The 19,474-nt window shown below is 43.6% G+C and carries 19 protein-coding genes; 3 read left to right on the forward strand and 16 right to left on the reverse strand.

Going from position 1 to position 19,474, the window contains the following annotated elements:
• The 4 genes from N39L_RS19535 to N39L_RS19550 all read right to left on the reverse strand — a co-directional run bounded on the left by N39L_RS19535 (position 1) and on the right by N39L_RS19550 (position 6,165).
• Positions 1 to 1,806, reverse strand: coding sequence for an ABC transporter ATP-binding protein (locus N39L_RS19535; protein ID WP_006616990.1), 1,806 nt, complete (start codon positions 1,804 to 1,806; stop codon positions 1 to 3).
• A gap of 105 nt (positions 1,807 to 1,911) precedes the next feature.
• The gene (locus N39L_RS19540; RefSeq protein WP_014276102.1) at positions 1,912 to 5,367 is read right to left on the reverse strand and encodes an AAA-like domain-containing protein; all 3,456 of its coding nucleotides are present in this window, start codon (positions 5,365 to 5,367) and stop codon (positions 1,912 to 1,914) included.
• A 16-nt stretch (positions 5,368 to 5,383) separates the two neighbouring features.
• On the reverse strand, positions 5,384 to 5,989 hold the full coding sequence (locus N39L_RS19545) for a hypothetical protein (RefSeq protein ID WP_014276103.1): 606 nt from the start codon (positions 5,987 to 5,989) through the stop codon (positions 5,384 to 5,386).
• Positions 5,989 to 6,165, reverse strand: a complete 177-nt coding sequence (locus N39L_RS19550; protein ID WP_014276104.1) for a hypothetical protein — start codon at positions 6,163 to 6,165, stop codon at positions 5,989 to 5,991. The genes N39L_RS19545 and N39L_RS19550 overlap by 1 nt, the downstream gene beginning before the upstream one ends.
• An 11-nt stretch (positions 6,166 to 6,176) precedes the next feature.
• On the opposite strand from N39L_RS19550, the gene N39L_RS19555 reads away from it, so the two are divergent.
• A complete protein-coding gene (locus N39L_RS19555; RefSeq protein WP_014276105.1) occupies positions 6,177 to 7,109 on the forward strand; it encodes a DUF1517 domain-containing protein in 933 nt (310 codons plus the stop codon).
• 66 nt (positions 7,110 to 7,175) lie between these two features.
• Here N39L_RS19555 and glmU read toward each other — a convergent pair whose 3' ends face one another.
• The 10 genes from glmU to hemH form a co-directional block, all read right to left on the reverse strand.
• Positions 7,176 to 8,543 (reverse strand): bifunctional UDP-N-acetylglucosamine diphosphorylase/glucosamine-1-phosphate N-acetyltransferase GlmU, encoded by a 1,368-nt coding sequence (gene glmU / locus N39L_RS19560; RefSeq protein ID WP_006618474.1) that lies wholly within the window; start codon positions 8,541 to 8,543, stop codon positions 7,176 to 7,178.
• Between the two features lie 46 nt (positions 8,544 to 8,589).
• Entirely contained in the window at positions 8,590 to 9,510 is a 921-nt protein-coding gene (locus N39L_RS19565) for a tRNA (5-methylaminomethyl-2-thiouridine)(34)-methyltransferase MnmD (protein ID WP_006618475.1), read from the reverse strand.
• Positions 9,511 to 9,585: 75 nt separating this feature from the next.
• Positions 9,586 to 9,849, reverse strand: coding sequence for a hypothetical protein (locus N39L_RS19570; protein ID WP_006618476.1), 264 nt, complete (start codon positions 9,847 to 9,849; stop codon positions 9,586 to 9,588).
• A 99-nt stretch (positions 9,850 to 9,948) separates the two neighbouring features.
• A complete protein-coding gene (locus tag N39L_RS19575; protein ID WP_014276106.1) occupies positions 9,949 to 11,298 on the reverse strand; it encodes a DUF8738 domain-containing protein in 1,350 nt (449 codons plus the stop codon).
• Positions 11,299 to 11,429: 131 nt separating this feature from the next.
• A complete protein-coding gene (locus N39L_RS19580; RefSeq protein WP_006618478.1) occupies positions 11,430 to 11,546 on the reverse strand; it encodes a photosystem I reaction center subunit VIII in 117 nt (38 codons plus the stop codon).
• A gap of 98 nt (positions 11,547 to 11,644) precedes the next feature.
• Positions 11,645 to 12,130, reverse strand: a complete 486-nt coding sequence (locus tag N39L_RS19585) for a photosystem I reaction center protein subunit XI (protein WP_006618479.1) — start codon at positions 12,128 to 12,130, stop codon at positions 11,645 to 11,647.
• A gap of 130 nt (positions 12,131 to 12,260) precedes the next feature.
• A complete protein-coding gene (locus N39L_RS19590) occupies positions 12,261 to 13,019 on the reverse strand; it encodes a TIGR04283 family arsenosugar biosynthesis glycosyltransferase (protein WP_006618480.1) in 759 nt (252 codons plus the stop codon).
• A 29-nt stretch (positions 13,020 to 13,048) separates the two neighbouring features.
• Positions 13,049 to 13,732 carry an urease accessory protein UreF gene (locus N39L_RS19595; RefSeq protein ID WP_006618481.1) on the reverse strand — a complete coding sequence of 228 codons (684 nt, stop codon included), beginning with the start codon at positions 13,730 to 13,732 and terminating at the stop codon, positions 13,049 to 13,051.
• 36 nt (positions 13,733 to 13,768) lie between these two features.
• Positions 13,769 to 14,209: an urease accessory protein UreE gene (gene ureE / locus N39L_RS19600; RefSeq protein ID WP_014276107.1), complete on the reverse strand. Its 441-nt coding sequence runs from the start codon at positions 14,207 to 14,209 to the stop codon at positions 13,769 to 13,771.
• An 81-nt stretch (positions 14,210 to 14,290) separates the two neighbouring features.
• Positions 14,291 to 15,454, reverse strand: coding sequence for a ferrochelatase (gene hemH / locus N39L_RS19605; protein WP_006618483.1), 1,164 nt, complete (start codon positions 15,452 to 15,454; stop codon positions 14,291 to 14,293).
• 103 nt (positions 15,455 to 15,557) lie between these two features.
• Here hemH and N39L_RS19610 point away from each other — a divergent pair, with 103 nt between their 5' ends.
• Both N39L_RS19610 and psaK read left to right on the forward strand, forming a co-directional pair.
• A complete protein-coding gene (locus N39L_RS19610; RefSeq protein WP_006618484.1) occupies positions 15,558 to 16,214 on the forward strand; it encodes a class I SAM-dependent methyltransferase in 657 nt (218 codons plus the stop codon).
• A 168-nt stretch (positions 16,215 to 16,382) separates the two neighbouring features.
• Complete coding sequence (gene psaK, locus N39L_RS19615; RefSeq protein ID WP_006618485.1) at positions 16,383 to 16,631, forward strand: photosystem I reaction center subunit PsaK; 249 nt, start codon at positions 16,383 to 16,385, stop codon at positions 16,629 to 16,631.
• Between the two features lie 101 nt (positions 16,632 to 16,732).
• Here the strand turns inward: psaK and N39L_RS19620 are convergent, their stop codons facing one another.
• Together N39L_RS19620 and N39L_RS19625 are read right to left on the reverse strand one after the other, a co-directional pair.
• A complete protein-coding gene (locus tag N39L_RS19620) occupies positions 16,733 to 18,286 on the reverse strand; it encodes an FAD-dependent oxidoreductase (protein ID WP_006618486.1) in 1,554 nt (517 codons plus the stop codon).
• Positions 18,277 to 19,422 (reverse strand): AAA family ATPase, encoded by a 1,146-nt coding sequence (locus N39L_RS19625; RefSeq protein WP_006618487.1) that lies wholly within the window; start codon positions 19,420 to 19,422, stop codon positions 18,277 to 18,279. Before N39L_RS19625 ends, N39L_RS19620 begins: the two co-directional genes overlap by 10 nt.
• Positions 19,423 to 19,474 lie beyond the last annotated feature (52 nt).

Below are 19,474 nucleotides of genomic sequence, written 5' to 3' on the forward strand. Positions count from 1 at the left end.
TTAAGCACCTAACATCTGTAACTGATACAGACTGGCGTAGAGTCCGCCCTGGTTTAATAATTGGTCATGGGAACCGGACTCTATCAGTCTTCCTCGCTGTAAAACTAAAATGCGATCGACATTTTTAATCGTTGATAAACGGTGGGCAATAATAATGGCAGTTTTGCCGACTAACATCCGATCAAGGGCATCCTGAATTAGGGATTCTGTCATCACGTCTAGGTTAGCGGTGGCTTCATCCAAAACTAAGATTTGTGGGTCTCTAATGGCTACCCTCGCAAAAGCTAAAAGCTGTTTTTGACCACTGGAAAGATTAGTGCCTCTTTCCCTCAATTCGGTATCATAACCTTCGGGTAAAGCCTCAATAAACTCAGCTACATTAGTCTTTTCCGCCGCCTGTCGAATTTCGTCGATTGTATAGGTTTCCCCTAGGGTAATATTACTTTTAACATCTCCGGCGAATAGAAACCCATCTTGTAAGATGACCCCCACATGGCGACGTAATTCGGCTTGAGGTAAATCACGGATATCAATGCCATCAATTAAAATGCGACCGCGACTAGGTTCGTATAAACGACATAATAGCCGAATTATAGAACTTTTCCCCGCCCCAGTAGGTCCGACTAGGGCGACTTTTTCGCCTGGATGAATAGTAAAATTAAGGTTGTGGATTACATATTCATCATTTTTGTAGGCAAAATAAACGTTTTCAAATTTGATTTCGCCGATCGCTCCACTATTTTTAGTTGGTAAAACACTGGCTTTTCCGATTTCTGGGTCGCGGATTTCTATGGGTTGGTTCAGAATGTCATTAATCCTTTCCACAGCAGTTAAACCGGCTTGGATAGCGGTAAATTTATCGGCAAATTGTCGGAGGGGGTCAAATAGACGTTGGGCGAATAGTATAAAGGTGGAAAGTATGCCAAAGCTGAGGGTTTGATTTAATACTTGTTGGCCGCCAAACCAGAGGACGGCGGCGATCGCTATTAGGGCAATCCATTCTAAGGTTGCCGAGACAGCCGAATCATAAAAAATGGTTTTATCAACGGCTTTAATATAACGCTGATTGGTGATGCGAAATAACTCGGTATTGTAACGTTCGCGGCGAAATAGTTGGACAACTCCAATACCAATCAAATTTTCTTGCAGTTGTGCGTTGAGGTCGGAGAGTTCCTCCCGTGCTTTATAATTAGCAGTGCGATATTGTTGTTGAAAATAGATAATTATTGCCGTGACCGGGAACATAGATAAAACCAACATTAAAGCCAACTGCCACTGAAGGCTAAACATGGCGATCGCAATTACTAAAATCGAGAATAAATCGCTAACAATGCCAATGGCACCAGTCGAGAATACATCCCCTAAAGCATCGACATCACTGGTGAGACGAGTAATGAGTTTTCCCACAGGAGTCCGGTCAAAAAATCGGACTGCTAAAGAGGTAACATGGTCAAATAAATCGTTACGAATATCTGCGGTCATTTTTTGTCCAACGGTCTGGACGACATATCCTTGGATAGCCTGAAGGGTAAATCTGAGGGAAATTGTCAGCAATAACAGGAAAGCTAAGAGATTTAAGCCCGCTGATAGGGATAATCCTTGTAGAAATTTATAGGTGGGTTCTTGGCGAATTAGTGAAATAGTTTGCCCAATTAAAATGGGTTGAATGGCACTAGAAATAGACAGAGGAATGAGTAAAATAATAGCGATCGCCAACAATTTTTTATGGCGCGAGGCATAGTCTCGCAATCGTAAGAATAGCCGCCAGTCGGTTTCTAGGGTTCTTTGTTTTTCAGAGACAATCATCGGTAATTATAATGGTAGATCAGCAGAAACCAAGTTGACAAGTTAGAAGTTTAAATGATGATTATACCAAAAAATCAGATTTATGGACAATTCCCGGCTGAGATTTTATGGACACAAAAGGCGATCGCTATCTTGTACCTCCATATTAGTCCGCAGATAATCCCCGACCCAATTGCAGGCATATTCCATAGGAGCGAGATTTTTAATTCCCTCTAAATCCCATATAATCAGCGTCCGGTCATCCCCACCAGATACCAAAAAATTACCATCAGCCGTAAATGCTAGACTGATTACCATAGCTTCATGTCCGGGTAAAGTTCGCAGTAACTCCCCTTCAAGATTCCACAATTTCACCTGATTATTAACACCAGCAGTGGCGATATTTTGACCGTCTGGACTAAAGGCAACCCTGGTTAATCCACCACTGTTAGCTATAATTGTTCTGACCAAAGTACCATCTAATCTCCACAGTTTAAAAGTATCATCACGACTAGCGGAAGCTATTAAATTTCCTTGAGGATTAATGTCAACTCCCCAAATAACTCCATCTTGATTTAGGGTGTTCACAAGCACACCCTCTGTAGTCCATAATTTGACAGTCTGATCTTCACTAGCAGAGATAAGAGTTTGACCATCTGGGGCAAAAGCTAGTCGCCAAATTCTTTCATTATGAGCCCAAAAACTATTGATCAGTTCTCCCTGAATCGTCCATAATTTAATGGTTTTATCATCCCCAGCGGCAGCCACCATTTGACCATCAGGACTAATAGCAATAGTATAAATTAATGCTTTATGTCCAGTTAATATGGTCAGTAGTTCCGGTGGAGATTTGGTGATATTTGTAATCTGCCAAAGTTGCACTTCATAATTAGCAGAAAGTGCTAAGATATCTGCATCGGGAGTAAAAGCTACAGCGCGACTTGTCTTTCCGGAATTACGAATTATACTTAAAAGCTGACCATCTGTTTTTCTTAAATAGGTGGTATCAGCAGACCCATAAGCAATCAATTGATTATCAGCACTGGTGGCTATATTCCACAGGGTATCATCATGATTATAAAGCGGTTTTAATAAATATGCGTTACGTCGCCATAACTTGACGGTTCCATCATCACTAGCGGAAGCAGCCATCAACCCATTAGCGGTTAATGCCACATCTCTAATGATAGCATTATGTCGTTTTAAGGTTTTCATAAAAGTTCCGTCTGTTTGCCAAATTGTTACTGTATTATTTCTACCACTGGTGGCAATAAATTCACCATTAGCGCTACAATCAACCCCAAGAATTGCATCTTTTTCCTCCAGAGTTCTCACCAAGGTGCCATCTGTTGTCCAGATTTTAGCTGTTTGATCTGTGCTGACAGAGACCAGTAAATTGGTATCATAACAAAAGGCGACATCCCAAATAGCTGCTTCATGTGCTTCTATGGTGTTTAATAATCTGCCATCGATGCTCCAGAATTTCATTAAACCATCAAGGGCGACAGAAGCTACTATTTGACTGTTGTTATCAAAAGCCACATTCCAAACACTGGTTGTATGTCCTGTCAAAGTTGTTAATAATGTGCCGTCTAGTCGCCATAATTTGACAGTGCGATCGCCACTAGAAGAAGCGATAATTTCACCATTGGGGCTAAAATCTATTCCCCAAACCGGAGCATCATGGGCTTGTATATTTTGCAATAATTCACCATTGACATTCCACAGTTTTACCGTACCATCTAAACTACCAGAAACCACCAAATTACCGTCAAGACTGAAAGCCACACGATGGACAGTTGCCGAATGTGGGAGGGTATTAATTAAGGTTCCATCTTGCCGCCAAATTTTCACAGTTTTATCATTACTAGCCGTAGCAATTAACTGACCATCACCGCTAATATCTAAACTTAAAACCGAGCCGTTATGACCAATTAACCTATTAAATTCATTGGTGTAATAAATGGCATTATTTAAAGCCAATGTTACTTGGTATTTAGTTTGGCTATCAACTGTCCATAAACTCTCTAGGCGACGTTGAGCCTTAATGGCATCCACCATAGCATCTAACTGGTTATGGGAGGCTAATAAGCCATGAGAAGAAGATGCTAAGGCTCCGATTTCACTAATCCGCATTTGTTGATTTTGTCGCCATACCAAGATACCCAACCCAGAGTAAATAGTCAAAGCTACGGTAGCTATTATTAACAGTAACCGCTGCAATTGTGCCAGTTTTTTTTCTTGAGCAAGTCGTTTCTCAATTTCTTTGATTTTGGCAGCTTCTAAATAGGTTTTTATTTGGCGTTCTTCCAGTTCTTGACTGGTGGCTAAAAATTGATAATCTAAGTCACTTAAACTGCGGTCATTTGCCCAAACTTTAGCATCTATTAACGCTTGTCCAGTTAGTAATCGAGATACATCATTTTTGTAGGATTTAACCCAAGCATCTAAAGCCTGGGAATAGGGGCGAATATTTGATAGCTCCTGGATGGCCCAAGCCAGATTAAATATAGTCTCATAAATGGGATTTTTGATGGTCAAAATTCCTTGGTTTTTAAAGACTAAACCAGATAAAACTAACTCTGATTGTTCGGGACTATTATCAAATTCTACGGGGATTTTATCGAGCAATTTCTGATAAATACCTAGCATTTTAGGCATGATATCTACCCTATACTTGATTCGGTTTAAGATAGTCATTAAATGCTCTGGCTGGTCTTGTTCTTGCCATTTATAGATAATTTTACTGCTAATAACTTCATCGACAAACTGGCTTTCTTCCCCCGGCGTTATCAACTGGGGCGCATCATTGGCTCCGAAGTTGATTTGATTAATTAAATCACAGGTTTTTTGAGTTAGAAACGGCTGGCCATTAGTCCAAAATAAAATGCGTTCAATAACTGCTATTTTGTCGCACCCTGTGATATTTAATCCTTGGGCTAATATCTGTGCTTCTAAGATGGTAAAACCTGTTAAATCTATGGGTTTACCAATATTAAAAGGTGTCCGAGTGCGGTCTTGAATTAAATCGGAGGGTGTGGCGACTCCAAAAATGGCAAAAGTGAGGCGGTTATATTGGGGATTACTGGCTCTATTATTATACAAAAAACGTATGAGTGCCCAAAAATCATCTGAGGGGAAATCCAGGCTTAACATACTATCAATCTCGTCTATAAAAATCACCAGATTTTGGTCAGATATTTCTGGCAATAATACATCATCAATAAAATAACCAAGTTTCTGCACTGGGGAAAGGTTTTCTTGCTTTTCCCACCAGGCTTTAAATGGGAATTTTGGCCATAATTTAAATCCTCTGAGTAATTCAACAACAATGCCTTTATACCACTGAGCAGAGCTAATCTGGTCTTGACCGACTAGGGTTAAGTCAATACTAGAACATCGCAATCCCTCTAATTCTAAGCGGTATCTAGTGTGAGCCAATAATGAGGATTTCCCCATTTGACGAGAGTTAAGAACATAACAAAATTTTCCGGCTTTCAAGTGTTGATAAAGTTCTCGGTCGGCTTGTCTTTCGACATAACTAGGAGCATTACGATCTAAGCTACCACCAACTTGATACATAATCAAAAATTCTCAGTCATTTTTCTATAGGGACTCTCCGCCATTGACAGTCTCGCAACCACAGACGAATGGCGCGGGCGATCGCACTTTGGCTACTATCCCAAGGCTGGGGTAAAATCCTATAACCCGGATAAGGATCTGATTTAGATAACATTTTCACTAATTCCCACCCGTTAGGAGTTGAACGCATGAATAGCCAATGATAGCGTTGAATCACGAGCATTCTATTATTAGCATACAACCTTTCACGGGTAACAATGAAGCCCAAAGAAATATCATCACCAGTGGGTAAATCGGTGGGTAAATGCTCAGAAACTGGGACAGTTTCTGGGGGTAAATTGGTAGCTAAAATCACAGAAGTAGGGAGATCCTGTAAATGGTTAATAGGTGGCGATCGCATAATCACACGGTTAGCATAGGCGGGTAAATCCACCACCAACTCAGCCAGTAACTTGTTTAATTCGAGGGGACATTGAGGATTTGGGGATATAATTTGTTGGACAGGCAAAATTATAGGAGTCTGTTGTTGTCCATCAGACACCCTGACTCCCACCATTAGTCCCAGAGCCCCAAAACTAGCGGCCAGTTGGCTCAAAACTGGCACAGCGGTATAATCAACCATTAAGAATTTGGTAAGGTGCGGATATCTCCCCTATATTGGGGAAGTCCGTACTTTTGATTAGCTGTAGCAGTTATGCTAGAGGCGTTAAAGTAGTAGATATATCGACTGGATAAGCGATCGCAGGTACAGATAGAATTGATGCTAACCTCGATCAAACTCCAGTCCCCAGCAGACATTAGGATCATTTATGTTGAAAAATTTGTTGTCAATTGTTAAACCGTTTTTTAAACCACTAATAGCGATCGCCCTCATTCTCACCCTAGGATTTAGCCATGCTGACAACGCCCTAGCAGCCAGAAGTGGCGGTCGGATCGGCGGTGGTTCATTCCGCGCTCCCAGTCGCACATTAGCCCCCGGTCCCAGAACCGCCCCAGGGGGTGGATATTACGGCGGCGGTGGGTTTGGATTTCCATTTTTACTTCCCTTCTTTGGTTTTGGCGGTTTCGGAGGACTATTTTCTATCCTGATTTTCGTCGCCATTGCCAATTTTATCGTGAGAAGTTTCCGCGCTGTCGGTGAAGGAGTCCAAGAAGCCGAATATAATAACCCCACAGTTTCCGTGGCTGAGGTCCAGGTAGGTTTATTAGCTGAGGGTCGCTACCTCCAACAGGACCTCGATCGCCTCGCCGCCACTGCTGACACCGGAACCCCAGAAGGTCGCGCCCAAGTCCTTCAGGAAGCGACTTTAGCCCTGCTACGTCACCCAGAATATTGGGTCTATGGTGCGAGTGAGGCGACCCGGATGCGTTTAAATTCCGCCGAAGCGAAATTTAATCAGTTGGCGATCGCAGAACGTAGTAAGTTTACCGAAGAAACTCTCTCAAACGTCAATAATCAGCGCATTTCTGCTACTGATGACAATGGAGCGATCGTCAGTCAAGATGCTACCGAAGACCCAGGGGAATATATTATTGTCACCCTAGTTGTGGGCGTTTTGGGTCAGCTTGAATTACCCAAAATTGAAAGTTCCCAGGATGTCAGACAGGCGATCAGTCGTTTAGGTTCCATTGGTAGTGAACAGCTATTGGCGATCGAAGTTCTTTGGACTCCCCAAGCCAGTGGCGATACCCTTAGCACTGATGATATTTTGGCTTACTATCCTAATCTCAGACTGGTTTAGGCTGTCGTCCGGTGCGTCAAATCATCACCCGGCTGGTGTGGAGTTGACGCACCTATTTAATCCCATTTAATCCTGTGGCTGGTTCGATCGCCAATTATGTTTGACGACTTGCCTTTCTCTAGCGATGGCTAACGAGTCGTCTGGCACGTCATTAGTAATCACAGACCCTGCTGCTACTGTCACATCATTTCCGAGGGTTACAGGGGCAACTATCACGCTGTTAGAGCCGGTTTTAGTGCGATCGCCTATGGTAGTGTGATGTTTCTTAAATCCATCATAATTAGCCGTAATAGTTCCCGCCCCGATATTGACTTTTTCCCCTAGGGTAGCATCCCCAATATAGGATAAATGGGCAATATTAGTTTTCGGTCCAACTTCCGCATTTTTCAACTCCACAAAGTTGCCAATTCTGCACCCCTCAGCGATGTTAGCATGACCTCGTAAATGGGCGTAGGGACCGATACGGGTATTAGAGGCGATCGTGCTATCAGAAATCACCGAATATAAAACCCTCACATTTTCCCCGATTTCGCTATTCTCGATTAAAGTTCCCGGTCCGATACGACTTCCCGACTTAATTAGAGTTTTTCCTCGCAGGTGAGTTTGTGGTTCAATAATCACATCTGGTTCTAATTGCACCGTATCATCAATAGTAATACTATCAGGGTCTATCAAAGTTACACCCGCATCCATCCACCCTTCTTTAATCCATTCTTGAAGCACCTCATGGGCGGCGGCTAAATGGCGGCGATTATTGATACCCATAATTTCCCGGAAATCTTCCACATCAACCGCCATTACTTGGTCGAGGTCATGCACAGTATCAGTTAAATAATATTCCTGTTGGTCGTTGTCTGCTTTTAAATGGGGCAGAATTTTAGCTAAAGCCTGCCAATTAAAACAATAAATCCCGGCATTGATGCGATGATTTTGCTTTTGCGCTTCGGTGCAATCGCGATGTTCGACAATTTCTTTAACCAGGTTTTTGCTATCACAAAAAACTCGACCGTATCCCGTGGGATTGGGCAAATTCGCCGTTACAATAGTGGCAGCATTTCCCTCTTGTTTATGAATAGTCATCAACCGTTGTAGCGTTTGGGGTCTCAGTAGTGGCACATCCCCATTAAGAACCAGTAAATCCCCAGTAAAATCCTGTAAATAGGGTAAAACCTGTTGGATAGCGTGACCAGTACCTAACTGTTGTTTCTGTTCGACAAATTCTAAGCCTGCGTCCGCATATTTCGCCATCAGAGAAGTCTGGACTTGATCGCCGCCATAACCGACAATCACCAGCTTTCGTAAGGGTTGTAAGTCTCGGGCGCTTTCTAAAACCCATTCGACAAGCGATCGCCCTCCCAACTCATGTAAGACCTTGGGAAGGTCAGATTTCATGCGGGTTCCTCGTCCTGCTGCTAGAATTGCTACTGCTACCATCGGTTTTAATACTTATAGGGTCTTTAAATTTGCCCCGGACTCAAAATTACTGGTTGTCTATAGTAGCCGAAATCCAGCGTTTTTTCCAGTGGCTACTAGGTTCTAAGGGCGATCCGGCTTGTTCGGTTTGGCGGCGCTCTATAATTGATTGGTGGCGATCGCCCAAATTCGGGTCACGATAGGGGATAGCCGCCCGGGTGTTAAGCTGTTCGAGTTCCTTTTCCGTCAGGGGTGGTAGACCTACCCCGTCCCAACTGGCGATCGTTCCTGGGGCGCGACGGCCAAAGGGGGTACTAGAAGCGATCGCTAATCCTGCCATCATTAAAGCAGTTCGCACCGCCGCCGCACAGGAATAAGTCGCTAAACGTCCGCCGTCAGGTTTGAGACATTGCGCCACCATAGCCAAAAATTCCACCGTCCACAGTCCCGGACAGGTCGGGGGAGAAAACGGGTCAAGACAAATAGCATCAGCCTGAAAACCGGAATCATAGACCTGTTTTAAGGTCTCTCTAGCATCACCAATTAGCAGTTTCCCTTGGAGGTTATGGGATGTTATCTGTAATTGAGTCCCCAGAGTTTTGAGATATTCGGGAATAGGAAGCGGATAATCATTTAATAAACCTTGGGCGATCGCCCTTTGGGGGACTCCCTGATCTAATTCTAATCCGATCATTTCCACTTGACAATTCGGGTTAACTTCCCAAATCGCAGCTAAAGCCGCTGCCGTGTTATATCCCAAACCATAGCAAATATCCAAGATTTTCAGACGGGGTGCTGTAGCTTTAGCCGCCAAATTCAGGGGTTCGACAAATTTACTTTGTGCCTCTCCTTTCGCGCCAAAACGACTATGGAAAGCCTCCCCAAATTCTGGGGAAAAAAAAGTAAAAGAACCATCCTCGGTAGGCTGTAGGGGTAAATCTTGCAGTGACGACATCATTTTTAAGGGTTGGGTATCTCTGGTAATCATATCTTAAATCTGGGGGCATTTATAGCAAATTTACAGCGTGGGAAGCCTATAATCCCATGAGTGCAACTTTTCCCACTATTTAGAAGTAGACTGACGCAAAATTGGCGATAGGTCAACATCGGGGACGGCGTAAGTATCTGAACCGCCGTAACTACCGACAAAAATAATTAAGGCTGTCAGTAACAAAAACAGAAACCCAACCGATCCCAACCCTTGAGACTCATAATCGTAGTCGTATCGATAACGTGGGTCAGAGTTAAGATCCACATGAATATGGATATTTTTACCTTCAATTTCAGTGCGATCGTAGCGAATTCTATCACGGCTTGAACGTCTCATGGTAACTTCTCCCTGGTGGTCAACTATTAGTCTATTGCAGCCACCAGGACAGCCATTCAGGATCAAGCCAAAATAGCAGAAGTTAGGATCGAGTTAAATTCAACTAGCCGACATATCCAATTTGACCAACGAACCTGATTCATTAGTCCTATAAACCAATTCACTTACACCGTCAGTTACTTTCACCTCCCACCCCGGAACAATCGCTAAAGTACAAAAAGCACCATCTTCCGGTAATCCCAGACAACCATCAGGCCATAATGCTGGTTGAGCCTCCATGATTCTCAATTCAGAATCTGGTAGCATGAACTGTTGGGATGCTTCTGCAAAAACACCTTGGACAACTTCGAGACCAATAACAGTTAACATACCTCCCTCATCAAGTCCAATCAAATCAGCATCAGAACCTGGAACCACTACTTCTTCCAGGAAGATAACTGCTTCGGGAAAATCTGGGGGTTGTAAAAAGGTGATGAAGTCTACACCTGTTTCCAGGTTAAATTCTACCCCCAAATCCAATCCATCAGGTTGGTCAAAGTTGCCAGTTTGCAAAATGGTTTGGGTGGTAGTGTCAAAGTTGAAATTCAATTCACTGGTGGGAGGAAGCGGAAAATCGTAGTCAAAACTTTGTATGGGGTTCCCATCAGGGTTAAAGAAGGTTATTTGCAGGTCGCTGAGTTGATCACGGGTAACTATGGTTCCCTCAAAACTCCTATCATAACTAAATTCTCCGATGGCGGTATAGCCGAAAATTCCTTGCCAGAATAACGGATAGGTAATCAAGTCCTCGCTGAGAGGGGACGAAGCAAATACAAAGTTATCTGGTGTTAACTCATCTGCTTTTCTTCCTAATACTATGCTCAGGGGTACGCCATCTAAACTAATGGTTATATCAGAGTTAACTTCCGTGAGTGTCAGCCGTTCAAAACTGAGAGTAGGATCATCTAAACCAATGACATCAACTCCGGGTTCAAAATCAGTAATTACACTGGGATTAATCGGTAAATTGCCGTTATTGAAAATCCAAAACTGGTCAGAACCTGGGCCGCCTGTTAGGGTGTCGCCATCAATTCCAGCGAACAATTGATCATCCCCCAGGTCTCCAAACAGTTGGCTACGACTCCCACCAATTAATATATCGTCTCCTTGACCGCCAAATAATTGGTTATTGCTGCCAGTTGATGCGTCTAGGATATCAGCACCTAACCCACCATACAGGATATCATTATTGCCTGCTAATAAGACATCATTTCCGTCTAATCCGTAGATCTGATTACTGCCACCGCCAACACTGCCATCAATTGTATCATTAGCTACAGTGCCAAATTGGATGGTATTATCTAAGCCTTCCAAGCTGATATTCAGACCTGGCTGTGATGACATCAAGGCTTCCAGTCCTAATTCTGATGGAGTCATGATAATTATTGGAAATTCAACAGTTGTCGCCATCAGGCTATCATGGACTTCCTAAAATCGTCAAAGTTCTGATAATTATATAGTTACATATTCTGGCTATCAGTGACGAAAAAATCCCCCACCAAGAGGCGGAGGATTCAGCGTTTTAGATAATGCCGTTGATATTAGGCATCGCTTTCAATATGGATGAACAGCAAACCCATCAAAACTGCAGGCATCAACCAGCAAACCACGGGAATCAAAATCCAAGGCAGGAAGGAAGCAGCGTAATCACCAGTCATGCTATATGTCTCCTAATTTCAAAAGTTAAGGTTAATGTTGCAGAAAAAACCGATATTTGACTGATGTTTGTGTTAAAATTCAGTCAGAATCGTGCTGATTAATTATTGACCAAACCCCTAAAGATTGCGTCAACAACAGCAAAGTTTTCTAACAAGAAAAATGCCAAAAATGCACTGCCCATACCACCGATGAAAAATCCACCAGCGAATTGGCTCCAACCGGCGGCGCTTTGGAGGGAATCACCTTCTTCGGATTTATCCCCTTGGAAAGTTACCAAACCGTAAGCGGCTAAACAGGCTGTGGCAATCAGTAACATAGCCAAGCCACAAATCAGGCCATTGAGGTTGGCGAACTCAGTGCCGCGTTGGGTTCCAAATTTCACCCAGGGACCGCCGATGAAGTAACCATGAGCCATACCGATTTCTAAGCCTCGCAGAAGAGGAGACAGACCGGGACGGTAGGCGGGAAGGTTGCCGATAAAGGTGCGGGTGAAGGCGGAATCACTAATGGGGGTGGATAGATGACCTACAAAGGGATCGCCGTTGTAGGCTTGAATCAACCCTTGATCCGTTGCTTGAGGCATACTGATTTTTCTCCTGTTCGCTTAAAAATCTTGAGTTCAGGTGTTAAGCTCATATTTTAAGCAGCCCTGTGCAAACTATCGACAAAAATGGGAGTTAGCGTTAAAAAAGTTCACATATAATCCCAAAAGTTCATAAATTTTTACGTTTTCGGGCCCGATACCACTGGGCGAGGGTGGGGCTGGGAATACCGAGAAGGTAACCGATAATGACGATTTGGTTAATTAGGGTGGTTTGGAGGATGCCAATTTGCTGCCAACGTCTGGCTGAGGTGATGACTGGGACTGGGGCGATCGCAATTTTGCCCCGTTTCTGTAGTTGGCGCACGAGTGCAAAGTCTTCCATAATTGGTAAGTCGGGAAAACCGCCAATGTCCCTAAAGGTTTGGGTTTTCATAAATAAGGCTTGGTCGCCATAGGGGAGTTGACAATAACGCGATCGCATTTTTACCCCGAATTCCACCCAACGCAGTGCTAAGACGGGGGCGGCGATTTCCAGTTCAAAGGCTCCGGCGATGATCTGAGGTTGACTGAGAATTTGCTCTATCCAATGGTTAAAAGCGTCGGGAAGCTGGGTGTCACCGTGCAAGAAGAGGATAGTATCTCCGGTGGCGATCGCGGCTCCTGCGTTCATTTGTCGGGCTTTCCCGGCTGCTGTGGTGATGACTTGGACGCTGAAAGATTGGGCGATGGTCACGGTTTCATCCTGACTGCCACCATCAACTACAATTACTTCAATGCCTTTGATACCCTGCAATTTCTTGAGGGTAGGGGGAAGGGTTGGCGCTTCATTGAGGACGGGGATAATAATTGATATTTGGGGAATGTTGGCAATATGGCGATCGCTATGGGGTTGGGTCAATCTAGCAGTTCCTGGCTCGAAAATAGTCATCTGTTTCTAATTACTGTTGCCACTATATATTAACTGCGAAACAGACGGGTATACTGGATTTCGTGAGCCATGCTTGCTAATCCTAATCCCCAACTACAGCTAACTAAATCATCATCGTTTAACATCAGTATTTGCTGGCTAATTTCGGTGAGAGTTGGGGAAAGTTGCCAGAGCAGTTTTTGTCCTATGGTTTGACCTAATGGAATGAGTTTGACTCCGGCACCGATGATATGGGTAGCCCAACTATGCAGATATCCCAGTAGGGCTGTTTGGGGTTCTATCTGGCTATGGGCGGCGGTAATTCCGAAGGCGATCGCATAATTACAAGGCTTATCAATAGCTGATTTTATATATTGAAAATAATCATGATCGCCATCATTTGCCTGGTAGATTTCCCCCATTAATGCCAAAAGAGAGTTACCCATCTGCCAGCTTTGCAGACGCAATTCTGATGTTTCTTTACTGGCACTTAGCCAACTATTCCAATAACATATACTGGCTACATCTTGATTGATAAAACTCTGAAAGGCTCTCATCATTAAGGCGGCTTCCAGACGAATCGCGCCATAATTGAGGTCTTGAATTAACCAGTGATTCAGGTCTTCGGCGTTGGCGATCGCTCCGGTTTCTACCAGAGTTTCTAATCCATCAGAATAGCTATAAGCACCCAAAGGCAACGCCGGACTAGATAGCTGTAATAATGGTAAAATCAAAGCCTATCTCTTCCCTCCCCTCTGTTATTTAACCAATTAATGATCATGTCCATGGTAGGCTCCCTTGTCGGGGTAAAACGGGGCGATTTCCTGGGTAACATGGCATCCTAACTTAACCAGTAAATCAGCTAAAACTCCATCAGGTTCCAGGCGCAAATACTGGCTGGTAATTTCTAGGGGAACATGACGATTGCCCAAATGATAGGCGGCGCGAATGAGATCTAAATTAGTCGGGGCTGTAACTGTGATGACGGGTTCTGGTTGGGCGACAATAGCTAAAACTTTGTCCCCAGTTTCGGAAATTAGGCGATCGCCCTCGGAGATATTCACACCACGATCCAAACATAAAGTAATGCGATCGCCGCCAGGGATATCAATATGTTGTCTAGTCTTAGTGCGTTGTTCCGCTGTTAGGGCGATCGTCCAGTCCGGTATGCGATCGAGATCCGGCGCTAATTTTTGAGTAAAAACCAACATGATCGTCACCACCAAGTAATTTCGGACTAGGGGAGGCCAGTCCCCCTTTTTAATCAGGGGGATAGACTTTCCCAACCCGTGCTAAAGCAAACCGATAAAATGCAAAGGCCCCTGACCAGTAATCAATTCGACAATCACAGCCACAATTCCAATCATAGCCAAGCGACCATTCCAGACTTCCGCTGCTGTGGTCATACCCCATTCCCAACGTTCCTGGGGATACATCTTAACCCGTTTGCTGGGGCGCACCACTTCCGAGAAATGAACACTAGGGCTTTCCAAAGCCTCAACCACCATATCAGCCAAATCATTAATAAAAACCGGATGAGTGTTCAAAGCCGGAACCCGGTAAAAATTCTTAATCCCGGACTCTTCGGCTAATTCCCGATACTCCATATCAATTTCTTGGAGAGTTTCGATATGTTCGGAGACAAAACTAATCGGAACAACCAATAAATCCTCGACCCCTTGCTGTGCTAATTCAGGGATAGCCTCTTCGGTGTAAGGTTTTAGCCATTCCACCGGACCAACGCGGCTTTGATAAGCCAGGGTGTGGGGGTTTGGGCGGTTGAGAGTTTTCATAATCAACTCAGTACACCCTTCAATTTCTGCCTGATAGGGGTCTCCGGCTTCCTCAACATATTTAAGGGGGACTCCGTGGGCACTAAAGAAAATATGGACCTGATCCGGGTTGGGACAGTGATCAAGTTCCTGGGCGATGAGTTGCGCCATAGCTTGTAAATATCCCGATCGCTGATACCAGGAGGGAACCACTGTATAATCAATTTTTTGTAGTTCCGGGTCATCTTCCCAAATCCTCTCGAGCAGTCTAAAACTAGAACCACTGGTGCTAATGGAAAATTGCGGATATAGGGGGAGAATCACTAATTCATCAATGCGATCGCGCTTAATTTTCGCCAATGCTTCCTCGGTAAAGGGATGCCAGTAGCGCATTCCCACATATACCTGAGCATTATTACCTTTTTCCCCAAGTTTTTCTTCCAGGGCGACCGCCTGTTCCTCGGTAATCCTTCGCAGTGGAGACCCACCCCCAATTTCTTTATAATTTTCCTGGGATTTTGTGTGGCGCATGGTGGCAATCATCCAGGCTAGAGGTTTTTGTAGCCAAGTAAATGGCAGCCGGATAATTTCTGGATCGGAAAATAGATTGTACAGAAAGGGGCGGACATCCTCTAATTGTTCAGGTCCGCCTAGATTCAATAGTAAGACTCCAACTCTTCCCATGGCGCTTAACAGGTTCCCAGACTCTAATTTTTGTTACCCATTTTAACAAAATATTCTATCAATAGGATCAAAGTCTATAGCATAAGTTAAGGATTTTTGATTGATGGCAACATTTTTGAGACCGTTAAGTTATCGCTATCAGTGGCTGTATGATGGGATTTCCGCCGTGGCTGCTTTGGCTGTAGGTGGTGAAGGTCGGTTCCGCCGCCTTCCCCTAGAGGGTTTGTCTATCACCCCAGAAACACGGGTTTTAGATTTATGTTGTGGCAGCGGACAGGCCACAAGGATTATCGCACAATACTCGCAACAAGTCACGGGCTTGGACGCATCAAGGCGATCGCTTTCTAGGGCCAGGGCCAATGTCCCCACCGCTGAGTATGTGGAAGCCTTTGCCGAAAATATGCCTTTTGATGACTGTAGTTTTGATTTAGTCCATACTAGCGCCGCCCTCCATGAGATGGCCCCCGACCAGTTACAACAAATTTTAAGGGAGGTTTACCGGGTACTCAAGCCAGGGGGTATATTTACTCTGGTGGATTTCCATAAACCCACTAATCCTATATTTTGGCCGGGTGTGGCGATGTTTCTATGGTTGTTTGAAACCGAAACCGCTTGGGAGTTAATTGATACCGACTTACAAGGCTTACTGGCTTCTATGGGGTTTCAAGTGGCTCTTTCCTCACCCATGGCGGACCGGACTGCTTTTCGTCTCTATGCTGGGGGGAGTTTACAAGTTATTCAGGCGCTCAAGCCTAGTTGACTGACAGAAGTTTAAGTTTTTGGAGCAATTTTTAACAAATATGTGGAAATATTAAGGATTGCTACATTCTGAGGCAGTTGCGAAAATTTTGTGATAAAAACTTGGACTTAAAGATAGTAAAATTTGTCGATTCTGCTGAAGTTTAAACCTTAGATTAGGAGAAGTCCATTGATTTACTCAACTTTAATTGCAGCGGCTCCCACCACTTTACCCTGGAGTCCCAATGTTGCGATTGTGATGATTGTTTGTAATGTTTTGGCGATCGCTATTGGTAAATTCACCATTAAACAACAAAACGTAGGCGCACCTACCCCCATTGCTGGTATGAGTGCTGGTGCTGTAGTTGGGAGTGCTTGCTTAGGTCATATCCTGGGTGCTGGTGTAATTCTGGGACTGGCTAACGTCGGTGGACTTTAAAAGTTAAATTTGGCACTGATTGTCAAGGGTTTTTATACCTTCTTTCCTCAGTCTAATTTAGACTAGGAAAGGAGGTTTTATTTATATGATGTGATGTGATTTTAACTATGATAATCTCCCCCGGAACCATAGCACCAAGCATCAACCCAGCGATGAATATAATACTGTTGTTGAGCAGATAATTTTTGAGTGAGAGGGTTCAGAGATTTTCCCATGGGGTACAGTAGACTATAGCTGGCTAAATTCAAATAGTGAATAGTCCAATCAACTAAATTTCCTAACCCCACCTGTGGAATCACTTTCAAGACAATAGCAGGGTGTAGAATTCCGGTAGTAAATAGAGTTTTAGCTAAGGCGGGAAATTGAATAACATCTTGTAAAAAAGGTTTAAGCACTGGTTCCCCCAAACGTTCCATATCCTGAAATACGGCGGCGAGAAGTTGATTAATACTGTGACTATTGATGGTTTTATCTATGGGGACACTCATAGATTTTTGAAATAACCAAGTCACCGACAAACTGGGTTGATAGGGTTGTAACAGAGCCAGAGATTTACTATCCAAAATATTAGCTGTCAAGGCTTCATCAATACCGTTAGTTAAGCGATTAAGATGGCGTACCATTGCGCCAAAACCACCAAAACTTAAAGGGGACTGGCTACCGCTACTATCACCAATGGGGATAATGCAATTCCAGGGAGTGACTAGGGGACTCTGGCGATAACAGGGGAAAAAACCAAATAAGGCTCGTTTAAAATTTAACTGGGATAATTCCACATTTTGATATTGAGGAAGTAGGGTTAAATAATCCTCAAAAAAGGCTGTTAAACTGGGTCGGGCTGGGTGTGCATCAAGATAACTAAACATATAGGTAGTGCGTCCGTCTCGGGCTGGGAAAGCCTCCCAAAAATACTGACATTGATTTTGCACAGGAGTAAAAGAAGCGAATATATCTCCGGTTTGATTATCAGGATATCCGGTGGCGCAAGTCCCCACCACTAAACAAACAGCATCAGGAGTTTTTCCCTGTCTGGCTTGTTTGATAATGGGGGAAAAGTGACCCATTGCATCGAGTAATAGTCGGCTGGTTAAAGTTTGATTTAGTCCGGTTTCTACGGTGACTCCATTGGGGTGAATGGTGGCGGCTTGGTAGGGGGTGTTTTCTAAGAGTTGACCCCCAGCTTCTAAAAACCGGGTTTTGATGATGTCTAGCAAATAAACTGGGTCAACACCAATATTAAGAACATCTCTAACCCAGATATCGGGAATGTCGGGAAAGCTAATTCTAGCGGGGTTATATTCGGTGGCGATCGCTTTTTCTAATTCTTCTGGAGAGAGTAAATTGAGCTTCTCAAATACCTGAAGTTCATGGCGGGAAATATTCCATTCTTGTTCTCGTCCCCTCAACTTTCCGCGCTCACAGACGGCGACGCGCCATCCTTTTTTGGCTAAGGTCGCACCGATAATAATTCCTAATGTTCCCCCACAGACTATGACATCATAATCAATTTGGTTTAGGGGTTGATCGGTTTCTTTGACGGTTTCTGGTATGGGTAGGCTATGGTTTTTGATGGCCTCCCAAAGGCGATCGGCGTTTTGTAGTCCGGTGAGAGGGTTTCCCGGAATTTGCGAAAGAATTTGTTGAGTCAGAGACATGGCGTTTCAAAGTTATCCGACAGTTTAATTATAGACTGAGAAGAATTACGAATAAAACTCCCACTTTCATGGCGATCGCATACTAATACTGACTCCGGTGGAAGTGCTGATATTAAAGCATCAGAATGGGTTGTCACAATCAGTTGAGTTCTTTCTGAGGCGGATATTAGCATTTCAGCAATCATTGGCAGTATATCAGGATGTAAACCTATTTCTGGCTCTTCTATACATAAAATCGGTCCTGGTGTCGGATCAAGGAGTAAAGCCATTAAAAATAAATAACGCAGTGTACCATCAGAAAGACGAGTGGCTGGGATAGGCTGAATTAAATCTTTTTCGCGAATAAATATCTGGACTGTACCACCATAAATTTTGATGATCAGTTCCTCGGCTTCTTCGTAAAATTTTTGTAAATTTTCGATAATTTCCCGACTTCCTAATTGATATTGTAAGTTATTTAACACCAAGCCTAGGTTACTAATATCTTCTAATATTGGGTGAGAAGGTAAATCAGTTTGTTGAGCCAATCTGGGTTCAGAATATCTGCCAATTTGCCAGTTACGATATAGATTAATTTGTGCAAATTGAGAAGCAAGATAACTTAACTGAGGATACATATCTGGATCTTTTCTTTGAGATAAAACTGATTGTTCGGGACTCAGAGTTTCTCGACGTAGGGCTCTTTTTTTGTATCCATCAACTTCGGTAGCTTCATTAATAACTGGACGACCCCCTTGATAACGATAAAAAAAATATGGTTCATTTTCTCCTGGATAAGGATGTTCATTTTCGATGGCTTCATCAAGGATTTCTAACCTCTGACCAGCTTCGGTAAAACTGATTCTGTAGCGCAGATTCATTGAACCTTCTAGGGGTGCAATAGTTGCATCAATTTCGGCTATAGGAATGTTTTGGGCTCCTTTCCACAGGAAATCACTAATTCCTCCTCCTTGACGAATGGGAGCAGTCAAATCTGTAGGGGTGGATTTTAAAATCCCCAAGGCTTCGATTAAATTCGATTTACCGGAAGCGTTACGACCGATTAATACATTTAAAGGCTCTAATTTAATCGGTTCTGTCTCACTCCCATAGGAGAGCAAATTTCGCAATTTTAAACTATGAATAAACTGGGACATTATTAAATTTTCAAATAGGTTTTATCAAATATAACACAAATCCCAGAATTGG

This window comes from Limnospira platensis NIES-39, assembly GCF_026000695.1.
Lineage (GTDB): Bacteria > Cyanobacteriota > Cyanobacteriia > Cyanobacteriales > Microcoleaceae > Limnospira > Limnospira platensis.